This is a genomic window from Massilia orientalis (genome assembly GCF_030411975.2).
Classification (GTDB): domain Bacteria; phylum Pseudomonadota; class Gammaproteobacteria; order Burkholderiales; family Burkholderiaceae_D; genus Telluria; species Telluria orientalis.
The window spans coordinates 371,088-394,259 of record NZ_JASNRB020000003.1 but is presented as its reverse complement, the minus strand read 5'-3'; the positions used below and the strand labels follow the sequence as shown (position 1 = coordinate 394,259).

At 67.4% G+C, this 23,172-nt stretch carries 19 protein-coding genes; 14 read left to right on the top strand and 5 right to left on the bottom strand.

Translation table 11 applies throughout. The annotated features are described in order from the left end of the window. Positions 1-75: 75 nt before the first annotated feature. The 5 genes from QPK29_RS06035 (at position 76) to QPK29_RS06015 (ending at position 9,906) form a co-directional block, all read left to right on the top strand. Entirely contained in the window at positions 76-3,081 is a 3,006-nt protein-coding gene (locus QPK29_RS06035) for a TonB-dependent receptor (RefSeq protein ID WP_160410477.1), read from the top strand. 73 nt (positions 3,082-3,154) lie between these two features. Then, positions 3,155-4,816: a GH35 family beta-galactosidase gene (locus tag QPK29_RS06030; protein WP_371771438.1), complete on the top strand. Its 1,662-nt coding sequence runs from the start codon at positions 3,155-3,157 to the stop codon at positions 4,814-4,816. A 25-nt stretch (positions 4,817-4,841) separates the two neighbouring features. Beyond that, on the top strand, positions 4,842-7,718 hold the full coding sequence (locus tag QPK29_RS06025) for a TIM-barrel domain-containing protein (protein WP_371771439.1): 2,877 nt from the start codon (positions 4,842-4,844) through the stop codon (positions 7,716-7,718). Continuing rightward, positions 7,715-8,830 (top strand): glycosyl hydrolase, encoded by a 1,116-nt coding sequence (locus tag QPK29_RS06020; protein WP_371771440.1) that lies wholly within the window; start codon positions 7,715-7,717, stop codon positions 8,828-8,830. Before QPK29_RS06025 ends, QPK29_RS06020 begins: the two co-directional genes overlap by 4 nt. Further along, positions 8,827-9,906 (top strand): SGNH/GDSL hydrolase family protein, encoded by a 1,080-nt coding sequence (locus QPK29_RS06015; protein WP_371771441.1) that lies wholly within the window; start codon positions 8,827-8,829, stop codon positions 9,904-9,906. Before QPK29_RS06020 ends, QPK29_RS06015 begins: the two co-directional genes overlap by 4 nt. 56 nt (positions 9,907-9,962) lie before the next feature. Here QPK29_RS06015 and QPK29_RS06010 read toward each other — a convergent pair whose 3' ends face one another. Together QPK29_RS06010 and QPK29_RS06005 are read right to left on the bottom strand one after the other, a co-directional pair. Beyond that, a complete protein-coding gene (locus QPK29_RS06010; protein ID WP_160410473.1) occupies positions 9,963-11,690 on the bottom strand; it encodes a glycoside hydrolase family 9 protein in 1,728 nt (575 codons plus the stop codon). Positions 11,691-11,798: 108 nt separating this feature from the next. Then, the gene (locus QPK29_RS06005; RefSeq protein WP_371771442.1) at positions 11,799-12,698 is read right to left on the bottom strand and encodes an alpha/beta hydrolase family protein; all 900 of its coding nucleotides are present in this window, start codon (positions 12,696-12,698) and stop codon (positions 11,799-11,801) included. 120 nt (positions 12,699-12,818) lie between these two features. Between QPK29_RS06005 and QPK29_RS06000 the strand changes: the two genes are divergently transcribed. From QPK29_RS06000 to QPK29_RS05965, 8 genes are all read left to right on the top strand, one after another. Continuing rightward, on the top strand, positions 12,819-13,736 hold the full coding sequence (locus QPK29_RS06000) for a polysaccharide deacetylase family protein (protein WP_371771443.1): 918 nt from the start codon (positions 12,819-12,821) through the stop codon (positions 13,734-13,736). Between the two features lie 117 nt (positions 13,737-13,853). Further along, positions 13,854-14,843, top strand: a complete 990-nt coding sequence (locus QPK29_RS05995) for a cytochrome c oxidase subunit II (RefSeq protein ID WP_371771444.1) — start codon at positions 13,854-13,856, stop codon at positions 14,841-14,843. After that, on the top strand, positions 14,840-16,762 hold the full coding sequence (ctaD, locus tag QPK29_RS05990; protein ID WP_056133380.1) for a cytochrome c oxidase subunit I: 1,923 nt from the start codon (positions 14,840-14,842) through the stop codon (positions 16,760-16,762). Before QPK29_RS05995 ends, ctaD begins: the two co-directional genes overlap by 4 nt. Continuing rightward, on the top strand, positions 16,759-17,400 hold the full coding sequence (locus tag QPK29_RS05985; RefSeq protein WP_056133377.1) for a cytochrome c oxidase subunit 3: 642 nt from the start codon (positions 16,759-16,761) through the stop codon (positions 17,398-17,400). Before ctaD ends, QPK29_RS05985 begins: the two co-directional genes overlap by 4 nt. Before the next feature lie 9 nt (positions 17,401-17,409). Further along, positions 17,410-17,745, top strand: coding sequence for a hypothetical protein (locus QPK29_RS05980; RefSeq protein ID WP_371771445.1), 336 nt, complete (start codon positions 17,410-17,412; stop codon positions 17,743-17,745). Beyond that, a complete protein-coding gene (locus tag QPK29_RS05975) occupies positions 17,733-18,635 on the top strand; it encodes a cytochrome c oxidase assembly protein (protein ID WP_371771446.1) in 903 nt (300 codons plus the stop codon). The genes QPK29_RS05980 and QPK29_RS05975 overlap by 13 nt, the downstream gene beginning before the upstream one ends. Then, on the top strand, positions 18,632-18,997 hold the full coding sequence (locus QPK29_RS05970; RefSeq protein ID WP_371771447.1) for a c-type cytochrome: 366 nt from the start codon (positions 18,632-18,634) through the stop codon (positions 18,995-18,997). Before QPK29_RS05975 ends, QPK29_RS05970 begins: the two co-directional genes overlap by 4 nt. A 7-nt stretch (positions 18,998-19,004) precedes the next feature. Then, complete coding sequence (locus QPK29_RS05965) at positions 19,005-19,361, top strand: DUF1622 domain-containing protein (RefSeq protein ID WP_056133366.1); 357 nt, start codon at positions 19,005-19,007, stop codon at positions 19,359-19,361. Between the two features lie 3 nt (positions 19,362-19,364). Here QPK29_RS05965 and QPK29_RS05960 read toward each other — a convergent pair whose 3' ends face one another. After that, positions 19,365-19,862 (bottom strand): GNAT family N-acetyltransferase, encoded by a 498-nt coding sequence (locus QPK29_RS05960; protein WP_160410468.1) that lies wholly within the window; start codon positions 19,860-19,862, stop codon positions 19,365-19,367. Positions 19,863-19,958: 96 nt separating this feature from the next. Between QPK29_RS05960 and QPK29_RS05955 the strand changes: the two genes are divergently transcribed. Further along, positions 19,959-20,261 carry a DUF5710 domain-containing protein gene (locus QPK29_RS05955; protein ID WP_371771448.1) on the top strand — a complete coding sequence of 101 codons (303 nt, stop codon included), beginning with the start codon at positions 19,959-19,961 and terminating at the stop codon, positions 20,259-20,261. On the opposite strand, the gene QPK29_RS05950 is transcribed toward QPK29_RS05955, so the two are convergent. Both QPK29_RS05950 and QPK29_RS05945 read right to left on the bottom strand, forming a co-directional pair. Next, on the bottom strand, positions 20,258-21,370 hold the full coding sequence (locus tag QPK29_RS05950) for a M20/M25/M40 family metallo-hydrolase (protein ID WP_449819833.1): 1,113 nt from the start codon (positions 21,368-21,370) through the stop codon (positions 20,258-20,260). The two genes, QPK29_RS05955 and QPK29_RS05950, sit on opposite strands and share 4 nt — an antisense overlap. A 4-nt stretch (positions 21,371-21,374) precedes the next feature. After that, complete coding sequence (locus QPK29_RS05945; RefSeq protein ID WP_371771449.1) at positions 21,375-23,084, bottom strand: sensor domain-containing diguanylate cyclase; 1,710 nt, start codon at positions 23,082-23,084, stop codon at positions 21,375-21,377. Between the last annotated feature and the right edge of the window lie 88 nt (positions 23,085-23,172).

Genomic DNA, 23,172 nt, shown 5'->3' with positions numbered 1-23,172 from the left:
CCTGAGAGGTCGTCTCTTTGCAGTGAGTGGGCGCCGTCATTCGATGGGCCCTGTTGTCAGCCAAAGGAGATGTAGATGTATCAATTCAAGAAAACAGCCATTGCCGTGGCCGTGACGCATGTCGCGTTGCTGGCCAGCGGCATGGCGGCCGCGCAGACGGGGCCCGGGGCGCCGACGGCAAGCAATGTCGTCGTCGTGACGGGCCAGCGCGCCGCGCTGGATTCGGCGCAGGCGCTCAAGCGCGATGCCGACGAGATGGTCGATTCGATCGTCGCGGACGACATCGGCAAGCTGCCGGACCGTTCGATCACGGAAGTGCTGCAGCGCGTGGTCGGCGTCACCATCGACCGCACGATGTCGAAGGGCGACCCGGAACACTACTCGGTGGAAGGCTCGGGCGTCACGATCCGCGGCCTGTCGTACACGCGTTCGGAACTGAACGGCCGCGATTCGTTCTCGGCCAACGGCGGCCGTTCGCTCAACTTCGAAGACGTCCCGCCCGAGCTGATGGCCGGCATCGACATCTACAAGAACCCGTCGGCGGAACAGATCGAAGGCGCCATCGGCGGCCTCGTGAACCTGCGCACGGCGATGCCGTTCGACTTCAAGGGCCGCAAGATGGCCGCGTCGCTGCAGGACACGTATTCGGAGCTGAAGAAGGGCAAGCGCCAGCCGTCCGGCTCCTTCATGTTCTCGGACCGCTGGAAGACGGGCTTCGGCGAGATCGGCGCCCTGGTCGACTACGCGTATTCGGAGAGCGGCACGCGTACCGACGCGTTCCAGGTCGAACCGTATTACCAGCGCAGCGACGTCGTCGCCGGCCAGAACGTGTGGGTGCCGAAAGGCTCGCAATACCGCACGCTGAACTTCGACCGCAAGCGCCAGGGCCTCTACGGTGCGCTGCAATGGAAGCGGGACGCAAACCTGCAGTCGTCGCTCACGTACTTCAAGTCGAAGTACCGCATGCAGTGGGACGAGCAGGCGATCTTCTCGTCGGCGAGCCCGTACAACATCGGCGTCACGAACGGCACCTACGGCGCCAACGGCCAGCTGCTGACCGGCACCCTGACCGACGCCACCGACAAGGGCATCGATTTCGGCGCCGACACCCGTGCCGCCAACCGCAAGTCGCAGACGACCGACATCTCGTGGCACCTGATGTGGCGTCCGAACAGCGACTGGCAGATCGACACCGACGTGCAGCGCGTGCGTGCGACGAGCAACAGCTTCGACTCGACCGTCGCCACGGCCGTCAAGATGCCGTACGAGAACGTGGACCTGTCCGGCTCCGTGCCGAAGCTGACGTTCGACGACGTCCAGACCGCCTACCTGGCCAACCCGGCCAATTACTACTGGGCGTTCACGCAGGAGCACTTCGACGACAGCCATGCCGGCGAATGGGCGTGGAAGACCGATGCGAAGTACACGTTCGACCATCCGGTCCTGCGCGACGTGCGCTTCGGCGTGCGCCTGACGAAGGCCGATTCGACGACGACGAACTCGAACCCGAGCTACAACTGGGCCGCGATCACGCAGCCGTGGCAGTCGGACACGGGCGGCCAGCTCGCGTACCTGAGCGATCCGCGCTTCTCGAACCAGACGCAGGTCCACCAGTTCACGAACTTCTTCAACAATAACACCCCGGTTCCGTCCCTCGTGTTCCCGAACGTGGCGCTGGCCACGGGCTACCCGGGCAGCTATGCCACGCTGCACAGCTACCACGACATCCTGTGCCAGCAGGCGAACCAGGCGAACGGCACGAGCAACCCGTGCACGCCGTGGTCGCCCGCGACGTTCGGCACCGACCCGGCCGGCACCAACGACCTGTCCGAGCGCACCGGCGCTTTCTACACGCAGCTGCGCTTCGGCTTCGACGACCTGAAGTACCCGATCGACGGCAACATCGGCGTGCGCTACGTGCAGACGCTGCTGAAGGCGCACGGCTACACGGTGTTCAATCCGAACATTACGCAGCCGGCAGAGGGCACGACGGTGATCGGTCCGGAAATCCCGAATATCGCGGCATTCTCGACGCGCCAGGACTTCGATAACCACTACCACAACGTGCTGCCGAGCCTGAACCTGCGCATGAAGGCGACCGACAAGCTGCAGTTCCGCTTCGCGGCCGCGATGGGCATCTCGAAGCCGGATTACTCGCAGCTGCAGAGCTACACGACCTTGTCGGAAAACGTCGACCAGACCACGACCGGCAACGTCGTCACCGTGAACAACGTCGGCCTGACGGGCACGGGCACCGGCAATCCGAAGCTTCGTCCGGTGCAGTCGCGCCAGGTCGACCTGTCGGCGGAATGGTATTTCGCACCGGCCGGCTCGCTGACGGTCGCCGTCTTCAACAAGCAGCTGAAGGACATCATCATCAACCAGTCCTACGGCTACGATGTCGCGGGCGTGACGGGCACGCCGTACACGTTCACGGTCACGGGCCCGGTCAACGGCGCGCGCGGCCATGCGCGCGGCATGGAGATCGCGTACCAGCAGTATTTCGACAAGCTGCCGGGCTGGATGTCGGGCTTCGGCGTCCAGGCGAACTACACCTACGTGGACAGCAAGGAAGACCTGTACCATCCGGTCAACTCGGCGTTCTGCACGGGCAGCTCGAACGGCGCGGATAACCTGAACCTGAACCAGAACGGCTGCGACACCAACGGCGCCACCTTCGGCAACCTGCCGCTGCAGAACCTGTCGAAGAACGCCTACAACCTGGCCCTGTTGTACGACAAGGGCAAGGTCTCGGCGCGCCTCGCATGGGCATGGCGTTCGAAGGCACTGCAGAACGTGAACGTCAACGGCACCAACGGCACGGACGGCCGCCGCGTCGACCCGGCCACCGGCGCCACGCAGACGGTCGCGTGGGCGCTGCCGACGTGGTCGGACAGCTACGGCCAACTGGATGGTTCGTTCTTCTACAATATCAACGAGCAGCTGTCGCTCGGCGTGGAAGCGCAGAACCTGACCAACTCGAAGTACCGACAGCTGATGCAGCAGTCGATCGGCATGATGACCCGCGCGGTCTTCGTGTCCGGCCGCCGCTACACGGCTTCGCTGCGCTATTCGTTCTAAGCGCATCATGGACGGGTGGCCTGACAGGCCGCCCGTTTTTACAACCCTGCGACCGAAGGAGACCCGTTCGCATATGAAAACCAAGTCCTTCCGCCTGCTGGCCGCCGGCCTGCTCGCTGCCGCCACCTGCCACGCCGCGTACGCCGCGTCCGAACTGCCCCGCATCGTGGGCAAGGACGGCCGCTACGCCCTGATGGTCGATGGCGCCCCGTTCCTGATCCTCGGTGGCCAGGCCCACAATTCCAGCAACTACCCGGCCGCGCTGCCGAAGGTCTGGGCCGCCATGAAGGACGTGCATGCGAACACGCTGGAGATTCCCGTCGCGTGGGAACAGATCGAGCCGAAGGAAGGGACGTTCGACTTCAGCTACGTCGACAAGCTCGTGCAACAGGCACGCGAGCACAAGACGCGCCTCGTGCTGCTGTGGTTCGGCACCTGGAAGAATACCGGCCCGGCCTATGCGCCGGAATGGGTCAAGTTCGACAACAAGCGCTTCCCGCGCATGATCGACAAGGACGGCAAGACGAGCTACTGCCTGTCGCCTTTCGGCGAAGCCACGCTGGCCGCCGACAAGAAAGCCTTCGTCGCGCTGATGGAGCACATCAAGAAGATCGACTCGGACAAGCGCACCGTGATCATGGTGCAGGTCGAGAACGAAGTGGGCACCTACGGCGTCGCGCGCGATTACGCGGCGCGCGCCCAGGCCGCGTTCCAGCAGCCGGTGCCGGCCGCCGTCCTCGCGCACCAGCCGCCGCCGGCGGGCCGTGCGCAGCAGGGCACGTGGAGCGACGTGTACGGCGACTACGCCGACCAGTATTTCCATACCTGGGCCATCGCCAGCTACATCGAAGACATCGCCAAGGCCGGCCGCGCCGTGTACGACCTGCCGATGTACGTGAACAACGCGCTGCGCGCGCCGGTGCTGGACAAGCCCGCGCCGCCGTGGAAGGCGGACTTCGCCTCCGGCGGCCCGACCTACGACGTCCTCGGCATCTATAAAGCGGCCGCGCCGCATATCGATTTCGCCGGCCCGGACATCTACATGCCGGAGTCCAGCAACGTGAGCGCCACGCTCCAGCTGTTCCAGCGCCCGGATAATCCGCTGATGGTGCCGGAGATGGGCAACGCGGCCGGCTATGCGCGCTACGTCTACCAGATCATCGGCAAGGGCGCATTGGGCGTCGCGCCGTTCGGCTTCGACTACGCCATGTACAGCAACTACCCGCTCGGCTCGAAGTACACGGACAAGCGCATGATCGAGCCGTTCGCGAAAGTCTACGACGTATTCGCGCCGATGCAGCGCGTGTGGGCCAAGTGGGCCTACGAAGGCCGCACGTACGGCGTCGCGGAAGGCGACGACCGCAAGCCGCAGACCGTGGCCATGAACGGCTGGAACGCGCACCTGTCGTTCCGCGAATTCCAGTTCGGCGAGCGCGAATATTTGAAGGACAAGAACGAATACGCCGAAGGCACGGACCAGCCGTCCGGCGGCGCCGCGATCGCGCAGATCGGCCCGGACGAATTCGTGATCGTGGGCCAGCAGATCCGCGTGAAGTTGTCCGGCACCGGCCCGAATGCCGGCAAGCCCACGGGTTACGCGCGGGTGGAAGAGGGCCGGTTCGACGCCGACGGCAAATGGGTCATGGAACGGAACTGGAATGGGGACCAGACCGACTATGGCTTGAATTTGCCCGCCGTGCCGACGGTGTTGAAAGTGAAGATGGGTTCGTACTGACGCAGCGAAAAACCAGGAGAGAGACATGCAATTGACAAGAATCGCAGCCGCCGCGCTGCTGCTGGCCGCAGGCGGCCACGCCCTCGCAGGCACCGTCCAGAAAACGGCCGCCGGCATCGACGTCCGTCCGGACACCGGCCCGGCGAAGCTCGTGCGCCTCGAGCTGATGGCCGATAACATCGTCCACGTCGTCAAGCTGGACCAGGAAGGCAAGCAGCTCACGCCGTCGCTGATGACGGTCGCCAAACCGTGCGACAGCTGCGCGTTCACCGTCGCCGACGGCAAGGATGCCGTGACGCTGAAGGCACAAAGGATCTCGGCGCAGGTGTCGCTGAAGGATGGCCAGGTCCGCTTCTTCGACGCGGCCGGCAAGGCATTCCTGACGCAGGCGGCGGAAACCATCACGCCGATCCAGGTGGGCGGCAAGCCCTACCTCGCGATCAAGGAAGGCTTCAACTACGGCACGAAGGATGCGTTCTACGGCCTGGGCCAGCACCAGAACGCGCAGATGAACTACAACGGCGAGGACGTGCTGCTGCAGCAGCACAACATGATCGCGTCGGTGCCGTTCGTCGTCTCGGACAAGAACTACGGCCTGCTGTGGGACCAGAACTCGATCACGCGCTTCGGCGATTCGAAGCCGTATGCCTGGCTGTCGCGCGACCTGAAGCTGACGGACGAGCAGGGCAAGCCGGGTGGCCTGACGGCGCGCTACTACATCGACGGCAAGCTCGCGCTGACCCGGCAAGAGAAGGACATCGCCTACCAGTTCCTGAAGGATGTCGAGGAGTTCTGGCCGAAGGAACTCCCGTCGATGAAGGCGCTGGGCGGCAAGGACGTGAAAGTCGTGTGGGACGGCGCGATGGCCAGCCCGAAAGCGGGCGTGCACAAGATGCAGCTGTACGCATCGGATTACGCGACGCTCACCGTCGACGGCAAGCAGGTCATGGACGTGTGGCGCCAGGGCTGGAATCCGTGGTACCACAACTTCGAGGTGAGGTTCGCGGCGAACAAACCGGTCAAGCTGCACCTGGAATGGAAGCCGTCGGGCGGCATGATCGCGATGACGCACAACGATCCGCTCACCAACCAGGAGCGCCATTCGCTGACGATGTCGTCGGAGATCGCCGAGGCCGTGAACTACTATGTGATCAGCGGCGACAGCATGGACAACGTCATCGGAGGCTACCGCACGCTGACGGGCCAGCAGCCGATGATGCCGAAATGGGCGTACGGCTTCTGGCAGTCGCGCCAGCGCTACGAGACGCAGCAGCAGTTGCTGGACACGGTGTCCGAATACCGCAAGCGCGGCTGGCCGCTGGATAACATCGTGCAGGACTGGTTCTACTGGCCGGAAGACGGCTGGGGTTCGCACGACTTCGACAAGGTCCGCTTTCCGGATCCGAAGGGGATGGTCGACGCAGTGCACAAGCAGCACGCGCACATCATGATCTCCGTCTGGGGCAAGTTCTACGCCAATACCGACAACTACAAGGAACTGGCGGCGAAGGGCCACATGTGGACGAAGAACGTCGAGGACGGCGCGCTGGACTGGGTGGGCAAGGGCTACAAGAACAGCCACTACGACCCGTACACGCAGGAAGCGCGCGACATCTACTATCGCCAGATGAAGGACAAACTGGTGGCCAAGGGCTTCGACGCCTGGTGGATGGACAACACCGAACCTGACGTGCTGTCGAATTCGCGCCTGGAAGACTTCAAGAAGCTGATCGGGCCGACCGTCTACGGTCCGGGCGAGATCACGTTCAACCCGTACAGCCTCGTGCACTCGGGCGGCATGGTCGAAGGCCTGCGCCGCGACCAGCCGGACAAGCGCCAGTTCATCCTGTCGCGTTCGGGCTTCGCCGGCATCCAGCGCAACTCGGTCGCCGTATGGAGCGGCGACACGGCGGGCCGCTGGAACAACCTGTACGACCAGATCGCATCGGGCGTGAACTTCTCGATGTCCGGCATCCCGAACTGGACGCACGACATCGGCGGCTATGCGCAGGAGAACAGATTCCAGTACGGCGACGTGGGCTCCGCGCAGGAAAACCGCACCACCACGGGCGGCCAGGCCAAGCCGGAAGACATGAAGGAATGGCGCGAGCTGAACCTGCGCTGGTTCCAGTTCGGCGCGTTCTCGCCGCTGTTCCGCTCGCACGGCGAAGTCGTGAAGCGCGAGATCTACAACATCGCGGCCGGCGACGACGCGATGCGCGATTCGATGGTGGGCTACCTGAAGCTGCGTTATCGCCTGATGCCCTACATTTACTCGCTGGCGGCCGACACGCACTACGCCAACGGCACGATGATGCGCGGCCTCGTGATGGACTTCCCGCAGGACGACAAGGTCAAGGACATCAAGGACCAGTACCTGTTCGGCCATGCGCTGATGGTGGCACCGGTGACGTCGTACGGCGCGCGCGAGCGCACCGTCTACTTCCCGGCGGGCGCCGACTGGTACGACTTCGATACCGGCAAGCGCTACGCGGGCGGCACCAGCGCAAAGGTGGATGCCCCGCTGAACCGCATCCCCGTGTTCGTGCGCACGGGCGCCGTGATTCCGACCGGTCCGGTCACGCAGTATGTCGACGAGAAGCCGGACGCGCCGATCGTGCTGCAGGTGTATGCCGGCGCCAACGGCCAGGCGAGCCTGTACGAGGACGACGGCGTCACCAATGCGTACGAGCGCGGTGAGTTCAGCCGCATCCCGTTCAGCTACGACGACAAGACGGGGACCGTCACGATCGGCGCCCGCAGCGGCCAGTACAAGGGCATGCCGCAGACCCGCCAGATCAAGGTGCGCGTGCTGCGTGCCGGCGTCGCGACGAGCGCGGACATGGATGCGGCCGACAAGACCGTGACGTATGACGGCAAGCCGGTCACCGTGAAGCTGTGAAGCGGGGACTTCCGTTTGCGCTGATGCTCGCGCTGGCCGGTCCGAGCGGCGCGGCGGTGCCGCGCCCGGCATCCCCGCGCGCGACGCCGGTCGATGCGCAGGCGGATGCCCGCACGCGTGCCGAATACACGTGGCTCGTGCAGACCTGGGGCCGGCAGACCATCGCAGGCCAGCAGGACCTGACGTGGAACGACAGCGTCGACATGGCGCGGCGCGTGTTCGACGACACCGGCAAGTATCCCGCGCTGATGGGCTTCGACTTCATGAACACGTGGCAGAAGGGCGATGGATCGCACCAGGTCGATGAAGCGATCGCCTGGGCGCGGCGCGGCGGCCTCGTGACGTTCTGCTGGCACTGGCGCGATCCGTCCGCGCCGGCTGGCACGCAGGGCAACTTCTATGCGCGCGAGCCGGATGCGCGCAAGAACACGGCGTTCACGATCCCCGTGCGTGCCGGCCGCCTGGACGTGTCCAGCCAGGCCGGCCGGCAGATCGACGCCGACATCGACCGCGTGGCCGTGGAACTCGGCAGGCTGCAGGCGGCCGGCGTGACGGTGCTGTGGCGGCCGTTGCACGAAGCGTCGGGCAGCAACGGCGACGGCTGGTTCTGGTGGGGCCGCAAGCGAGCGGACGGCGTGTCGAATGCCGAGGCCTACAAACTGCTGTACCGGCACATGTTCGATCGGCTCGTGCGCGAGCATGGCCTGCACAACCTGATCTGGGTTTGGAATGGCCAGGACGCGGGCTGGTATCCGGGCGACGACGTCGTCGACATCGCCGGTTACGACGTGTACGATGAGCGCGACCGCAAGACGTACCGGTCGCAGATCGACACCTACCGCCGCATGGCCGCCATCGGCCCCGTGACGAAACCCGTGGCCATGACCGAGAACAGCTACATTCCCGATCCCGACCACATGCGGCGCGACGGCGCGCGCTGGCTGTGGTTCCTGACGTGGAACGACGGCCGCGCGCCCGCCGGCACGTCCGACAAGGACAATTTCTGGACCGGCGATTATTACAACAACGCGGCGCACAAGACGAAGGTGTACCACCACCCCGACGTGATCACCCTCGACGAGCTGCCCGCATTCCTGAAAGCTCCCCAATGAAACGACTGACCAAGACTTTCGTGCTGGCCGCGCTGCTGCATGCCGGCCTCGCCTGCGCGGCCGTGGCCGTGGCGCCCAGCGACAAGCACCTCCTGTACACGGGCCGCATCGACTTCGCCCAGCCGGACGCTCCCGTCATCACGTGGCCGAACACGGCCATCGCCGGCAACTTCACGGGCACCTCGCTGTCCGTCACGCTGGACGACGAAAAGGGCAAGAACTACTTCAACGTCTTCATCGACGGCGACACGGCGAGCCCGCTGATCATCGAAGCGGCCCAGGGTTCGAAGAAGTACGACGTGATCGCGGGTCTCGCTCCGGGCAAGCACAGCTTCCTGATCACCAAGCGCACGGAGGGCGAGGAGGGCGCGACCGTGTTCCGCGGCCTCGAACTGGCGGACGGCGGCCAGATGCTGGCGCCGCCCGCGCGTCCCAAGCGCCGCATCGAATTCTTCGGCGATTCCATCACGAGCGGCATGGGCGACGAAGCGCCGATGAACGGCCGCGACGACGTCGGCCGCGACAAGAACAGCTACCTGTCGTACGCGGGCATCACGGCGCGCGCCCTGAACGCGGAACTGCACCAGACGTCGCAGAGCGGCATCGGCGTGATGATCAGCTGGTTCCCGTTCACGATGCCGGACTTCTACGACCAGCTGAGCGCCGTCGGCAACAACGACACGCGCTGGGATTTCGCGCACTGGACGCCGGACGTCGTCGTCGTCAACCTGCTGCAGAACGACCGCTGGCTGATCGGCGACCGGCACCAGCTGCAGCCGGAACCGGACGACGCGGGCCGCATCGCCGCGTACGAAACGTTCGTCAAGCGTATCCGCCAGCTGTACCCGAAGGCCTACATCGTGTGCGCGCTGGGCAGCATGGATGCGACGAAGCCGGGGTCGCAGTGGCCGGGCTATATCAAGTCGGCGGTGGAAGACATGCGCAAGGGCGGCGACCAGCGCATCGATACCGTGTTCTTTCCGTTCACCGGCTACGGACAGCATCCGCGCCTGAAGCACCAGCGCGACAATGCCGAGATCCTGACAGCGTTCATCAAGAAGAAGATGAACTGGTGAAACCGTCGCCCCCGCGCAGGCGGGGGCGACGTTAGTGGAGCCGCGGATGTCCCGCGTCAGCGCTGGAGCGCTTGCAGCGCGGCGGCCACGTACACGAGCGGCGCGTTCCAGTTGATCGCGATCTCGTTGCTGGCGTAGCTGCAGCCATGGTCCAGGTACGACAGGGCCGGCTGCTTCGATGCGTACGACACGTCCTTGCAATCCTTGGCGTCCTGCTGGCCCGGATTCGGACCGCCCGCGAGCCAGCCGGGGACCGGCGCGGCGATGCCGTCCGCTTCCGACGGGCGGTGGTGCGGATGCAGGGTCGAACGGGTGCCGAAGCCCGTCACATAGCTGATGCCGAGCGGATTGCGGCCCAGCGTGTAGTCGAGCGCCGACTGCGCCGCGTTCAGGTAGTCGGCCTTGTTCGTGAGGCGGTAGGCCTGCACGAGCATCATGGCCTGGTTCAGCAGCACGGCATTGCTGCCCCAGACGAAGTCGGACTTCGCCAGCGACAGCCGCGCGGGCGACGCCTGCCAGCGCGCCAGCAAGGTGTCGGCCGCCGCGAGGATATGGGTGCGGGCGACGTCCCCGTCCGCCGGGTTCTTCAGGCGCGCGCGCTGCTGCGCGAGCGAGATCCAGCCGAGCGGGCGCACGTCCGACCAGCCGGGTTCCGTCTGCACGCCGGCCGCCTGGGCAAGGGCGCGGCTGCGGTACTCGTCCTTGCCGGTCGCGATATACAGCTCGGCCGCGGCCCACGAGAATTCGTCGTCGACCTTTTCGTCGCCGTAGGTGCCCGTCTGGATGTCGGCCGGCTGGCGGTACAGCACGGCCGGATGGTCGACCGCCCAGCGCCACGCGCGCTCCGCCGCGGCCAGGTAACGCTGCGACCGTCCCGGCGCCTTGGCGTCGAACGGCGCCAGCACGCGGCTCGCCGTCGCCATCACGGCCGCGAAGTCGAGGGCCGCGGTCGTGGTCTTCTGCACGACGTAGCGCGGCGCCGTCGCGCGGTCCGGCATCACCATGCCGTCGAAGCTCTTGTTCGTCAGCTTGTGGTAGACGCCGCCGTCGTCCGGATCCTGCATGGTGATCATCCAGTCGAGGTTCCACTGCACCTCGTTCAGCAGGTCGGGCACACCGTTGCCAGACTCCGGCACGTTGACCGCGAGCTTGTCGAACCAGGCCGGGAAGTGTTCGTACGCGGCCAGCAGCGTGTACGTGCTGATGCCGGAGTTGACGATGTACTTGTTGTAGTCGCCCGCGTCGTACCAGCCTTTCGGGCTCGAGATCACAGTGCCGGCCGGCCGCTTGGCGGAGGCGGCCGATTCGTGCACGAGCACCTTGTCGTCCGGATGGCCCAGCGGCCGCGCGTACGGACCCGCGACGCGCGCGTCCAGCGCGATGCTTGCGCGGTTCAAGGTGTAGGCGTGGATGGCGCCGGCGTCCAGCGCGCGATACGGTTCGGCGCCGATCGCGAAGACGGGCGAATCCGGCTGACCCGCCACCGCCACCCGGTAGCTGCCGGCCGTGCGCAGGCCGGAGAAATCGGCGATGCGCACGCGCTCGCCCGATGCGTCCCACGTCGCGGCCGGGCCCAGCGTGCCTTCGAACACGGTCTTGCCGCTGCCGGCATCGACGACCTTGAAGCGCTCGTTCGCGCCGGCCGGCACGACAGCCAGTTTTTGCGCGGCCGGCAGGAAGCCGAGCTGGTTCACTTCGATACCGGCGGCCGCGTGTGCGGCGCCCGTTGCGAGCAGGGCGGCGCAAGCGAGGGCGGTGGGAAGGCGCGGGCGCGACGAATACATGCAGTCTCCTTGGATCTTATGAAATTGAAATCGATTTCATCCTACCCCGCCCGCGAAAGTAAAGTCAATCATCCAATCGCGCATGAGGCCCGTCAATACGGGCGCCGTTCATTTCGGGGCGGTGCGCGGACGGCGCGCGGCGAGCCAGTCGACGACGATGCCCGCGAGCCCGATGCGCTGGTCCGCGAACGCATGGTCGCTGGGCAGCGTGACGGCCCGCACCTGCGCGCCGCGCTGTGCCCCGAGCGCCGCCGCCAGCGGCAACACCTGGCCCGCGTTGCCGTGTTCCGCGCCGACGATCAGCACGGGCTTGCCCGCCAGTGCGGGCGCCGTGCCGAGCAGGTCCCAGTCGCGCGCATGGCGCTCCGCTTCCGCCATCAGCGCGGCGGCGTCCGTGCCGGCGAGGCTGTTGCCGAAGTCGTCGCCCAGGTCCGCGATGGCATCCTGGCGCGTCTCCGGATGCGCGGCCAGGTTCTTGCCGGTGGCGCCGATGTTCCACGGGTCGAGCAGCACGACGCCGGCGACGCCGTCGTGCGTGGCGGCGTAGCGCGCGGCGAAGAAGCCGCCCATGCTGTGGCCCGCGACGACGATACGGCGCAGGTCGACGCCGTATTGCGCGACGGTGTCCGGCTGGCGCAGGTACGCCATCGCGGCCTCGACGTCCTCGCCCGCGCTGGCGAGGGAAAAACGGCCGGGCGAGCCCCAGCTGCCGCGGTAGTGCAGGGTCAGCACGTTCCAGCCCGCGCGGCGCACGGCCTGGGCGAGGTCGAGATTCTGTTCGTTGCCGGGCAGGCCGTGCAGCAGCACCATCGTCGGCTTCGGCCCGGCGCCCGCGGCCAGCATGAACAGGGCGTTCATGCCGTCGCCGTGCGACAGGATCAGCACCTGGCGGTTGCGTGCGGGATGCGCGGCGTCGCGCGGCGGGTCGGCGACCACGGCGCGCGGCGCGGCGAAGACGGGCGCGGCCAACACGGCGGCGAGGAGGGTGGCGGCGAGGCGTGTCTGCATGCGTTTTTTTTCCGTTGAATGGACATCGATCCTTGCGATCATATAGCGTTCTCCATGCCGTTGCCTGCCCGGGGCTATCCGGGCAATAATGCATTGATCGAACCAATTATGGAGACAACCTTGAAACAATCCATCCTCCTGTGCGCACTGGCATTCGCCATCGGCAGCGCCGTCGCTGCGCCGGCTGACCGCTTCGACGTCGCCGTCACGGTCGACGACCTGCCTTCGCACGGTTCCAAGCCGGCCGACATCACGCGCGCCGAGATCGCGCGCTCGCACATCGCGGCGTTCAGGGCGCACGGCGTGCCCGAGGCGTGGGGCTTCGTCAATGCCGTGGCCCTCGGCAAGGAGGCGGACAGCGACGCCGCGCTGGACGTGTGGCGCAAGGCCGGCTACCCGCTCGGCAACCACGGCTACACCCACATGGGCCTGTCACAGGCGGCGTCGCTGGACGCCTGGGAAGACGACGTGCGCAAGAACGAACCCGTGCTGGGAAAATACATGGCCGGCAAGGACTGGCACGTACTGCGCTACCCGTTCCTCGATGCGGGCGGCAAGGGCGCGCGCCACGACGATGCGCTGGCGTGGCTGAAGGCGCGCGGCTACCGCGTCGCGGACGTGACCCTCGGCTTCGACGACTGGGCGTACACGGAGACGTACGCGCGCTGCGTGGCGAAAGGCGACCAGGCCTCGATCGACGGCATGAAGGCGAGCTACTACCGCCGCATCGACCAGCAACTGGCACGCACGAAGGCCATGTCGCAGCGCGTGTACGGCCGGATGATTCCGCAGGTGCTGCTGACGCACATGGGCGCCTGGAGCGCGGCCACCCTGCCGGAAGTGATGAAGCGCCTGGACGCGGCGGGCGCGCATTACGTGACGCTGAACCAGGCGCAGTCCGACGCGGCTTACCGCATCCCGAGTCCGGGTGCCGGCAACGGCGCGATGATCGAGCGGCGCGCGCAGGATGCGGGCATCGACCTGGCGGGGCTGCCGGCCGTCGACCCGGTCGGCAACCTCGACGCGCTGTGCCGCTGAAGGGGTAGCAAGGCGGTATCGCGGCCGCCATTCGTGCGCGGGAACGGCCGAAAAAAAGGTATATCTGCAATGTAGACATTTTGGCATCCAGATTCGACCTTTTTTTCGGGGAGGCACATGGCATTCGAGCCGGTTGCGCAAGCGAGCGGCATGCAGGATGCGCTGCGTGCCGCCGGCGCCCAGGCGGCCCACATCGGCGCGCTGTGGAACGGCACGCTGGCCCTCTGCACGTTCGTGTTCGTGGCCATCGTGGTCGCGACCATCATCGCCGTCTGGTGCGCGCCACGCGCGGACGCGGCCACGCGACCCGACACATCGTCGCTGGAAGGGCCCGAGCGGCGCATCTGGCACCGGATCGGCTGGGCGACCGGTGCGTGCATCGTGGGCCTCCTCGTGCTGCTGGCGGGCGACGTCTTCACGAGCCGCGCGCTGGCCCGGCTGCCGCTGCGGGACGCCGTCGACATCGAACTCGTGGGCCACCAGTGGTGGTGGGAGGCGCGCTACCGCGATGCGGACGGCGCCCGTGAATTCACGACGGCGAACGAGCTGACGATTCCCGTGGGCCGTCCCGTCATCGTCACCTTGCGTGCCGATGACGTGATCCATACGCTGTGGATCCCGAACCTGGCGGGCAAGAAGGACATGATCCCGGGCCGCACCGCCACCCTGCACCTGCGTGCCGACCACGCGGGCACGTATCGCGGGCAGTGCGCGGAATTCTGCGGCCTCGAACATGCGCTGATGGCGCTGCTCGTGCACGCGGTGCCGCCCGCCAGCTACGATGCCTGGGCCGCGAACCAGCGCCAGAACGCGCGCGAACCGGGCGACGCCGCGGCCCGCCGCGGCCGCGCCGTATTCCTGAATGCGAATTGCGCACGCTGCCACGCGATCGCGGGCACGACGGCGCAAGGGCGCATCGCACCGGACCTGACGCACCTCGCGTCGCGCCGGACGATCGGCGCCGGGATGTTCCCCAACAACCGCGGCCACCTCGCGGGCTGGATCAGCGATCCCCAGGCGCTCAAGCCGGGCGTGAACATGCCGGCCAATGCCTTGCCCCCCGACGACCTGCAAGCCCTGCTGGCTTACCTGGAGACCCTCCGATGACCGCATCCGACCCACGCCTCGTTCCGCATGCCGACCCGGCCGCCGCCACGGCGCTGGAACGCACGTGGCGCGACCCGCCGGGGCTCTACGGCTGGTTCGCGGCCATCAACCACAAGACGATCAGCAAGCGCTTCATGGTCACGACCATGATCTTCTTCCTGCTGGGCGGCGTGCTCGCGCTGCTGGTCCGCCTGCAACTGGCGCAGCCGGACGCCGGCCTCCTGAAGCCGGAGATGTACAACCAGATCTTCACGATGCACGGGTCGACGATGATGTTCCTGTTCGCCGTGCCCGTGATGCAGGCCGTCGCGGTCTACCTGGTCCCGCTGATGATCGGCGCGCGCAGCGTCGCGTTCCCGCGGCTGAACGCCTACGCCTACTGGATCTTCACCATGGGCGGCATCATGCTGTACGCCGCCTTCTTCGCCGGCGCCGGGCCGGATGCCGGCTGGTTCTCGTACGTGCCGCTGTCCAGCCTGCGCTACTCGCCCGGCAAGGGCGTGGACTTCTGGGCCCAGATGATCACGTACACGGAGCTGTCGGGCCTGATGGAGGCGATCGTCATCATCGCGACCATCCTCAAGCTGCGCGCACCCGGCATGAGCCTGAACCGCATGCCGCTGTACGTGTGGGCCATGCTGGTGACCTCGTTCATGGTGCTGTTCGCGCTGCCGGCCGTGATGCTGGCGAGTACCGCGCTTATCACGGACCGCCTCGTCGACACCCAGTTCTACAATCCGGAAAAGGGCGGCGATGCGCTCCTGTGGCAGCACCTGTTCTGGTTCTTCGGCCACCCGGAGGTGTACCTGATCTTCATTCCGCCGCTGGGATTCATCTCCGCGATCGTGGCGACGTTCTCGCGCCGCCCCGTCGTCGGCTACCCGGCCATGGTGCTGGCCCTCGTGACGACCGCGTTCCTCGCGTTCGGCCTGTGGGTGCACCACATGTTCGCGACCAACCTGCCGGAACTGGGCAAGACGTTCTTCACGGCGGCCAGCCTCGTCATCGCCGTGCCCACGGCCGTGCAGATTTTTTGCTGGATCGCCACGCTGGGCAGCGGCCGGATCAACTTCAGGACGCCGCTGCTGTTCGTGCTGGCGTTCTTCTTCATCCTCGTGATGGGCGGGCTGACGGGGTTGATGCTGGCGTCCGTGTCGCTCGACACGCAGCTGCACGACAGCTTCTTCGTCGTCGCGCACCTGCACTATGTGCTAATGGGCGGCGCCGTGTTCCCGCTGTTCGGCGCATTCTATTACTGGTTCCCCAAGTTCACGGGACGGCTGCTGGGCGAGCGCCTCGGCCGCTGGAACTTCTGGCTGTTCTTCATCGGCTTCAACGTCGCGTTCTTTCCGATGCACCTGCTCGGCCTGTGGGGCATGCCGCGCCGCGTGTACACGTATCCGGCCGAGATGGGGTGGGGCGACCTGAACCTCGTGTCCAGCATCGGTGCGGCGATGATCGGCGTGAGCGTGCTGCTGTTCCTCGTGAACGTCGTGCGCACGCTGCGGCATGGCGCGATGGCGGGCCCCGACCCGTGGGGCGCGGGCACACTGGAATGGAGCGTCGCGTCGCCGCCGCCGATGGGCAATTTCGAAGTCATCCCGATGGTGCACGGCCGCTATCCCTTGTGGCAGCCGCAACCCGAGCCGACGCACGTCACCGGCATGTCGAACGACTGGCGCGAAGTCCTCGTCACCACGGTGACCGACGCCGAGCCCGACCACAGGCTGTGGATGCCGTCGTCGTCGATCTGGCCGTTCCTGTCGGCGGTGGCGACGACGATCCTGTTCGTCGGCTCCATCTATACGCCGTGGGCCGTCGTCTGGGCCGCCGCGCCGGTGGCGATCGGCGCGACGCTGTGGTTCTGGCCCAAGCGCGCCGTCGTCGAGCAGCGCGTGCGTTCGGAGTCCGCACCATGAGCGCGCCCATCGAGAACCGCAAGTCGGGCAAGGAAGCGGTGCAGCGGGGCGCGGCGCTCGACGTGTCCAACCTGCCGACGTTCGGATTCGGCGTGCGCAGCCCGATGTGGTGGGGCACGATGGGCCTCGTCGCCGTCGAGAGCACCGTGTTCGCGCTGACGATCATGGCCTACTTCTACCTGCGCAGCCATGCCACCGTGTGGCCGCTGAGCCGGTTCCCGCCCGACCTGCTGTGGGGGACCGTCAACACGGCGATCATGCTGGCGAGCCTGTGGCCGAACCAGATGGCCAAGCGGGCGGCCGAGCGCCTCGACCTCGCGGGCGTGCGGTTGTGGATGACCGTGTGCATGGCGGTGTCGGTCGGCTTCCTCACCGTGCGCGTGTTCGAGTTCGGCGCGCTGAACACGCGCTGGGACACCGATGCCTACGGCTCCGTCGTGTGGATGCTGCTCGGTCTGCACACGACGCACCTCATCACCGACGCCTACGATTCGCTCGTGCTGACGGTGTTGATGTTCACCGGACGGCTGGAAGGCAAGCGCTTCGTGGACGTCAGCGAGAACGCGGGCTACTGGTATTTCGTCGTCCTCAGCTGGCTGCCGATCTACGCGGTCATCTACTGGGGCGCACGTTTTTAAGGAGGGACGATGGGAAACTGGCCGGCACTGCTGCTCGCGCCCACGCTGGCGCTCACGAACCTGTCCATCACGTATGCGCTCGTGACGCCCGCGTGCACGCGCCAGTCGATGGTGGCGCCGAACGTCGTCACGGCCATCGTGCTGGCCGTGTGCGTGTGGATGAGCCGGGCCGCGTGGCGCAACTGGAGAGAAGGGAGCAGCCTGGGAGGGGAAGCCGCGCGCGACCACGTACCGGACCGGGCGCCGTTCATCGCGTTCGTGGCCGCGCTGGTCGGCGCGCTGTCCTGCCTCGCCGTGCTGGCGCAATGGTTTCCGCAATGGGTGCTGCCGCCATGCGCCGCCTGATCGCTTTGCCGGCGTTCGCACCGCTCGCCGCGCGCGCCCACGACGTCCGGGCCGAACTTGCGGCCGGCCCGGCGCTCGGCTGGGGTGCGGAATGGTGGGTCGTGACCTTGCTGGCGCTGTCGCTGCTGCTGTACGCGGCGGGCCTGAAACGTTTATGGCCCCGCGCGCACGCGGCACGCCGCCGGCTGGCGCGCCAGGCCGCGTGGTTCAGCGCGGGCTGGGCGATGCTCGTGCTGGCGCTCGCGTCGCCGCTGGACGGCGCCGGCAGCTACGCGTTTTCCGCCCACATGGTGCAGCACGAAGTCCTGATGATCGTGGCGGGGCCGCTGCTCGTGCTGGGCCGTCCGCTCGCGCTGTGGCTATGGGCGTTCGGGCCCGAGGGACGGTTGCGCATCGCGGCCGCCATGCGCGGGCCCGCCGTGCGCGTGGCGTGGGGCGCGCTGACGGCACCCGTGAATGCGTGGCTGCTGCACTTTGCGGCGCTGTGGATGTGGCACGTGCCGGCCTGCTTCCAGCTGGCGCTGGCCGACAACGGCATGCACGCGCTACAGCACACGAGCTTCCTCGCCACGGCGCTGCTGTTCTGGTGGGCCGTGCTGGGGCGCGAGGGCGGGCATCACGGCCGCGGCGGGGCCATCGTTTACCTGTTCACGACGATGATGCACACGGGGGCGCTCGGCGCCCTGTTCACCATGTCGGAGACGATCTGGTATCCGCTGTACGGCAACCGCGCGCAGCTGTTCGGCCTGACGCCGCTGGAAGACCAGCAGCTGGGTGGCCTCATCATGTGGATCCCGGGCGGCCTGGCCTACCTGATCGCGGGCCTCGTGCTGTGCGCCCGCTGGCTGCGCCAGGGACCGGCGCCGCGCGCACTGGAGGTCCGACCATGATGTGGCGACCGCTCACCATCCTCCTGTCCGTAAGCTTGCTGGCCGCGTGTTCGAAGACCCCGCCGAAGACGGAGCCCATCACGGGCGGCGATCCGCGCCACGGCCGCGAACTGCTGGCGCGCTACGGTTGCGCGAGTTGCCACAAGATCAAGGGCATCGCCCACGCGGAGAGCCAGGTCGGCCCGCCCCTCGACGAGATCCGTTCGCGCGGTTATATTGCGGGCGTGTTGCCGCACAGCGCGGACAACCTGATGAAGTGGATCCGCCATCCGCGCGAGATCGTGCCGAATACGGCCATGCCGGACCTGGGCGTGACCGAGGCCGAAGCGCGCGACATGGCGGCTTATCTGTACAGCCAATAGGCGTTGAATGTTCGAACAAACGGAACAACAGGTCCGTGCCTGGGTGGAGTGGCTGCGCCTGCTGGTGGAAGCGCTGGGTGCGTGCGTGATCGCGGCCGGTGTCGTGATCGTCATCGTGGGGCTCGTGCGCTACGCGTTGGCCCGGGGCGGCAGCTTCATCCCGATCCGGCTGGCGTTCGCGCGCTACCTCACGCTGGCATTGGAACTGCAGCTGGCGGCCGATGTCCTGTCGACGTCCGTCGCGCCGACGTGGGACCGCATCGGCAAGCTCGCCGCGATCGCCGTGATCCGGACGGCGCTGAACTACTTCCTCAATCGCGAGATGAAGGAGGAAGCGGCCAGCGCGGAGAAGCCGCCGGCCTGACGCTTACGCGCCCAGCGTGAGCACCATCGCCTGTTCGAACGTCGTCCTGCCGGGCATCGGCACGGGCGCGCCCACGTCGACGAATCCCATGCGGCGATAGAGACGCGCCGCCGCGCCGTCGCCCGCCGTCACGTCGAGCCGGACCTCCGCCGCCTTGCGCGCGCGGGCCCACGTGATCGCGGCGTCCAGCAGCGCGGCACCCACGCCGCGTCCGCGCGCCTCGGGCGCTACCCACACCTGGTAGATGCTGGCGTGCGCGCCTTCCATCTTGACCCATGCGAGGCCGGCCGGCGTCCCGTCCACTTCCACCGCGAACGGCCACCCCTGCAGGTGCGACCCGAGCGCGGGCGCGGCCAGGCGCGCGGCCCAGATGTCGTCCGTGCGTTGCGATTCCTCGGCAAACGTGCTGCCGAACGCCTGGGGCGAATCGGCCAGCGCGCGCAGGCGCAGGTCGCGGTAGATGGGCCAGTCGTCGGGGTGCAGGGTGCGGATGGCGGGCATGTCGGGGTCCGAAAAGAAACGAGGAAGACGATCATAATCGAAAATCGCATGCGCCAATGTTTGCGTGGTGGCGCGGGATCGGTTAGCATCCGCGGGATGACTTTCCTGAACGTTCCCTACGCAGAAAAAGACGAGGCCCGCGCCCTCGGCGCCCGCTGGAATCCCGGCCGCAAGCGCTGGTACGTGCCCACCGGCGTCGCTGTCGAACCCTTCCAGAAATGGCTGAAGGAGGGCGCGCCGTCCGGCCGTGTCGACTCGGCCGCGGCCAAGCGCATGGTCGGCGCCAACTACATCGAACTGGACCACGCCTGCAATCCGTTCGAGCCGTGCGCCGAGTGCACGAAAGCGCTCGCGGGCACGCCGTGGGAACAGGCGCGGGCGGCACTCCTCAAGCGCTAAGGCCGCGCCAGCGCGCCCAGCACGGCCAGGCTCATGGCCTGGGCGGCCGTCTTGATCGACGGCTCCGGCACGGGCGCGTAGAACGGCGAGTGGTTTAACGCGAGCGGCTTGCCGCCCGCTCGCTGCGCCTCGGCCACAACCTCCGGCGCGTACACGCCCGTGAAGAAGAACATCGACGGGATCCCTTCGTTCGCGTACGCGGAAAAATCCTCGCTGGCCGTCATCGCGGGCATGCGTACGGCGTTCTTCGCGCCGAACGCGTCCTGGAAAATGGCTTCCGTGCGGCCCACGAGCGCCGCGTCGTTGACGATGGCGGCGCCGCCCGGAATCAGTTTTACGTCAGGTGCCGGCGCGTCGGCCATCGCGGCCGAGGCGTTCGCCACGCGGCGCACGCCGTCCAGCAGTTTTGAGCGCACGTCTGGGCTGTAGGAGCGGATCGTGCCGCGCACCTGCACCGTGTCCGGGATGATGTTCCCCACGGTGCCGCCCCGGATCGCGCCGATCGTCACGACGCCGAATGCCTTCGGATCCTTCTCGCGGCTGACGACCGTCTGCACGTCGACGATGAAGCGCGCGGCGATGGCGATCGGGTTGATGGCCTTGTCCGGCGCCGAGCCGTGGCCGCCGCGGCCCTTGAACTCGATCTCCAGCGCGTCCGAGTTGGACGACACCGGCCCCGCCTCGAAGCCCACCGTGCCGTACGCGAGCGGCCAGGAGTGCAGGGCGAACGCGACATCCGGCTTCGGGAAGCGCTTGAACAGGCCGTCGTCCAGCTCCGTGCGCACGAGAACCGTGGGCCCGGCGCCGTTGCGCAGGATCGCGACGAGACCCGTGCGGCCGACCTTTTCCGTCACCTCGAAGCCCAGCTTGCGCATCTCGGCCGCCAGCCTGCCGGCCGTGCGCACTTCCTGGAACGCGATCTCCGGGTGCGCATGCAAGTCCTTGTAGACGCCGTCCAGCCACGGGTACATCTTGTCGACCTTGCCGGCGACCTCGGTCTTCAACGGTGCGGAGAATGCGGTGCCGGCCAGCGCCAGCAGGAAAAGGGAGACGGCGGTTCGTTTCAAGACGGGCCTCATCATACGGTAACGAAAGGGCAAGCCTGGCATGGGCTCACGACGCCATGCAAACCCGGTTGCGCCCGCCGTGCTTGGCGGCGTACAGCGAGCGGTCGGCGGATTGCACGAGCGCTTGCGCGTCCTCGCCGTGCGCCGGCCACAGTGCGATGCCGAACGACGCGGTCACCTGCGGCAGCGTAGTGTCGCCGTGGTGCAGATCGAGGGCGGAGATGGCCTTGCGCAGCGTTTCGGCGCACGTGCGCGCGGCGGCCGCGTCGCATTCGGGCAGCACGAGCACCAGTTCCTCGCCGCCGTAGCGGCACGCGATGTCGCTGCGGCGCACGCCTTCGCGCAGGCAGCGCCCGACGGTGCGCAGCACCACGTCGCCCGCTTCGTGGCCGTGCGTGTCGTTCATGCGCTTGAAGTGGTCCAGGTCGATCATCACGACGGCCAGCGACGCGCGCATGCGTTCGGCGCGGAACAGTTCGCGCCGCAGCGTCTCGTCGAAATAGCGGCGGTTGTACAGGCCCGTGAGTTCGTCCACGGTGGACTGGCGCCGCAAGACCTCGCGCAGGTTGATGTTGCTGATGCCGATCGCCAGCTGCTCGCTGATGGTCGTGGCGGCCGCGAGTTCCACCGCGGTGTCCGGCCCCTGCGGCACGCTCACCGAGAGCAGGCCCAGGACCTCCCCCTGCGAAATCATCGGCACGCACAGGTCCGTGTGGCCGGGCGCGGGCGGGGCGTCGCCCAGATGGGGACAGTGCATGTCGTCGCCCGTCTGGGCCGCATGGGCGTGGCCGAAGCGCAGGCCCCAGCAGTGGTTCGGGCTGACGAGCTCCGCATGGTGGCCGCCGCCCCACGCCGCGGCGCGCTGCAGGTAGTCGCGCGAATTGCGGTACAGGTAGACGGTGCCGCTGCTGCCGGACAGCACCTTGGGCAGGAAGGCCGGTAACACGCTGTGCAATTCGTCGGTACGCGTCAGGCTGTCCATCGCCTGCAGCATCCGGGCGGTGACGGTGAGGCGCTCGCTGCGGGCCTGGCTCTGGCGCGCCTGGTCGGCCTGCGCGTCGGCGAGGCGGCGCGCGTGGTCGGCCGCTTCGGAGCCCGCGTGCAGGCTGCGCGTGACGACGAACAGGCCGCTGCCGAGGATGAACATGCTGGCGACACCCGCGCAGATGCCGATCACCGAGTTGTAGCCGAGCGTCGTGTCCAGCCGGTCGCGTAGCGCCAGGCGCTCGCGTTCGAGCGCGGCGGACCGCTCGCCGATCAGCAGCCGCAGCCTGTCCATGTCCGCCTTGCCGGAGCGGTTGCCGACGATGGCCGCGGCCTCGGCGAATCCGCCGTCGCGGCGCAGGCGGATCGTCGCGGCCAGCTCGTCCAGCTTGCGCTGCGCCAGCCGTTCGATCTCGTCCAGCGTCGCCTGCTCGCCGCGGCCGGCCGCCAGCGGCTTCAGGTCGCGCACGGCGGCAGGTATCGCGGCGGCGCTGGCGTGGTACGGATCGAGGAAGCCGGCATCGCCGGTGATGACGTAGCCGCGCTGGCCCGTCTCGGCGTCGGTCAGCAGGTCCAGCAGGCGGCCGTAGACGCGCTGCTTGTCGGCGACGGATTGCAGCGCGTCCATCGTGGCGTCGGCCGCGCGGCTGGCAACGAACGGCAGCGTGGCGAGGCCGATGAGGATCGCGACGATGACGGCGGCCAGCCAGCGCAGCCCATAACCCGACGATGCGCCGGGGCCCCTGGATGGAAGGGTGTCGGTAACGAGCACGGCCGCTCCTCGGTTGGCGCGCGGCGGCATTGCCGAGGCCGCGCATCGCCGTCATTCTGCATCAATTTCGAGAACTTGTTCAAGTTTT

Bases quoted from the DNA above. Each gene is read 5' to 3' on its own strand.
- QPK29_RS06035 (WP_160410477.1), top strand. From the start codon at position 76: ATGTATCAATTCAAGAAAACAGCCATTGCCGTGGCCGTGACGCATGTC.
- QPK29_RS06030 (WP_371771438.1), top strand. From the start codon at position 3,155: ATGAAAACCAAGTCCTTCCGCCTGCTGGCCGCCGGCCTGCTCGCTGCC.
- QPK29_RS06025 (WP_371771439.1), top strand. From the start codon at position 4,842: ATGCAATTGACAAGAATCGCAGCCGCCGCGCTGCTGCTGGCCGCAGGC.
- QPK29_RS06015 (WP_371771441.1), top strand. From the start codon at position 8,827: ATGAAACGACTGACCAAGACTTTCGTGCTGGCCGCGCTGCTGCATGCC.
- QPK29_RS06010 (WP_160410473.1), bottom strand. From the start codon at position 11,690: ATGTATTCGTCGCGCCCGCGCCTTCCCACCGCCCTCGCTTGCGCCGCC.
- QPK29_RS06005 (WP_371771442.1), bottom strand. From the start codon at position 12,698: ATGCAGACACGCCTCGCCGCCACCCTCCTCGCCGCCGTGTTGGCCGCG.
- QPK29_RS05995 (WP_371771444.1), top strand. From the start codon at position 13,854: ATGGCATTCGAGCCGGTTGCGCAAGCGAGCGGCATGCAGGATGCGCTG.
- ctaD (WP_056133380.1), top strand. From the start codon at position 14,840: ATGACCGCATCCGACCCACGCCTCGTTCCGCATGCCGACCCGGCCGCC.
- QPK29_RS05985 (WP_056133377.1), top strand. From the start codon at position 16,759: ATGAGCGCGCCCATCGAGAACCGCAAGTCGGGCAAGGAAGCGGTGCAG.
- QPK29_RS05980 (WP_371771445.1), top strand. From the start codon at position 17,410: ATGGGAAACTGGCCGGCACTGCTGCTCGCGCCCACGCTGGCGCTCACG.
- QPK29_RS05975 (WP_371771446.1), top strand. From the start codon at position 17,733: ATGCGCCGCCTGATCGCTTTGCCGGCGTTCGCACCGCTCGCCGCGCGC.
- QPK29_RS05970 (WP_371771447.1), top strand. From the start codon at position 18,632: ATGATGTGGCGACCGCTCACCATCCTCCTGTCCGTAAGCTTGCTGGCC.
- QPK29_RS05965 (WP_056133366.1), top strand. From the start codon at position 19,005: ATGTTCGAACAAACGGAACAACAGGTCCGTGCCTGGGTGGAGTGGCTG.
- QPK29_RS05960 (WP_160410468.1), bottom strand. From the start codon at position 19,862: ATGCCCGCCATCCGCACCCTGCACCCCGACGACTGGCCCATCTACCGC.
- QPK29_RS05955 (WP_371771448.1), top strand. From the start codon at position 19,959: ATGACTTTCCTGAACGTTCCCTACGCAGAAAAAGACGAGGCCCGCGCC.
- QPK29_RS05950 (WP_449819833.1), bottom strand. From the start codon at position 21,370: ATGCCAGGCTTGCCCTTTCGTTACCGTATGATGAGGCCCGTCTTGAAA.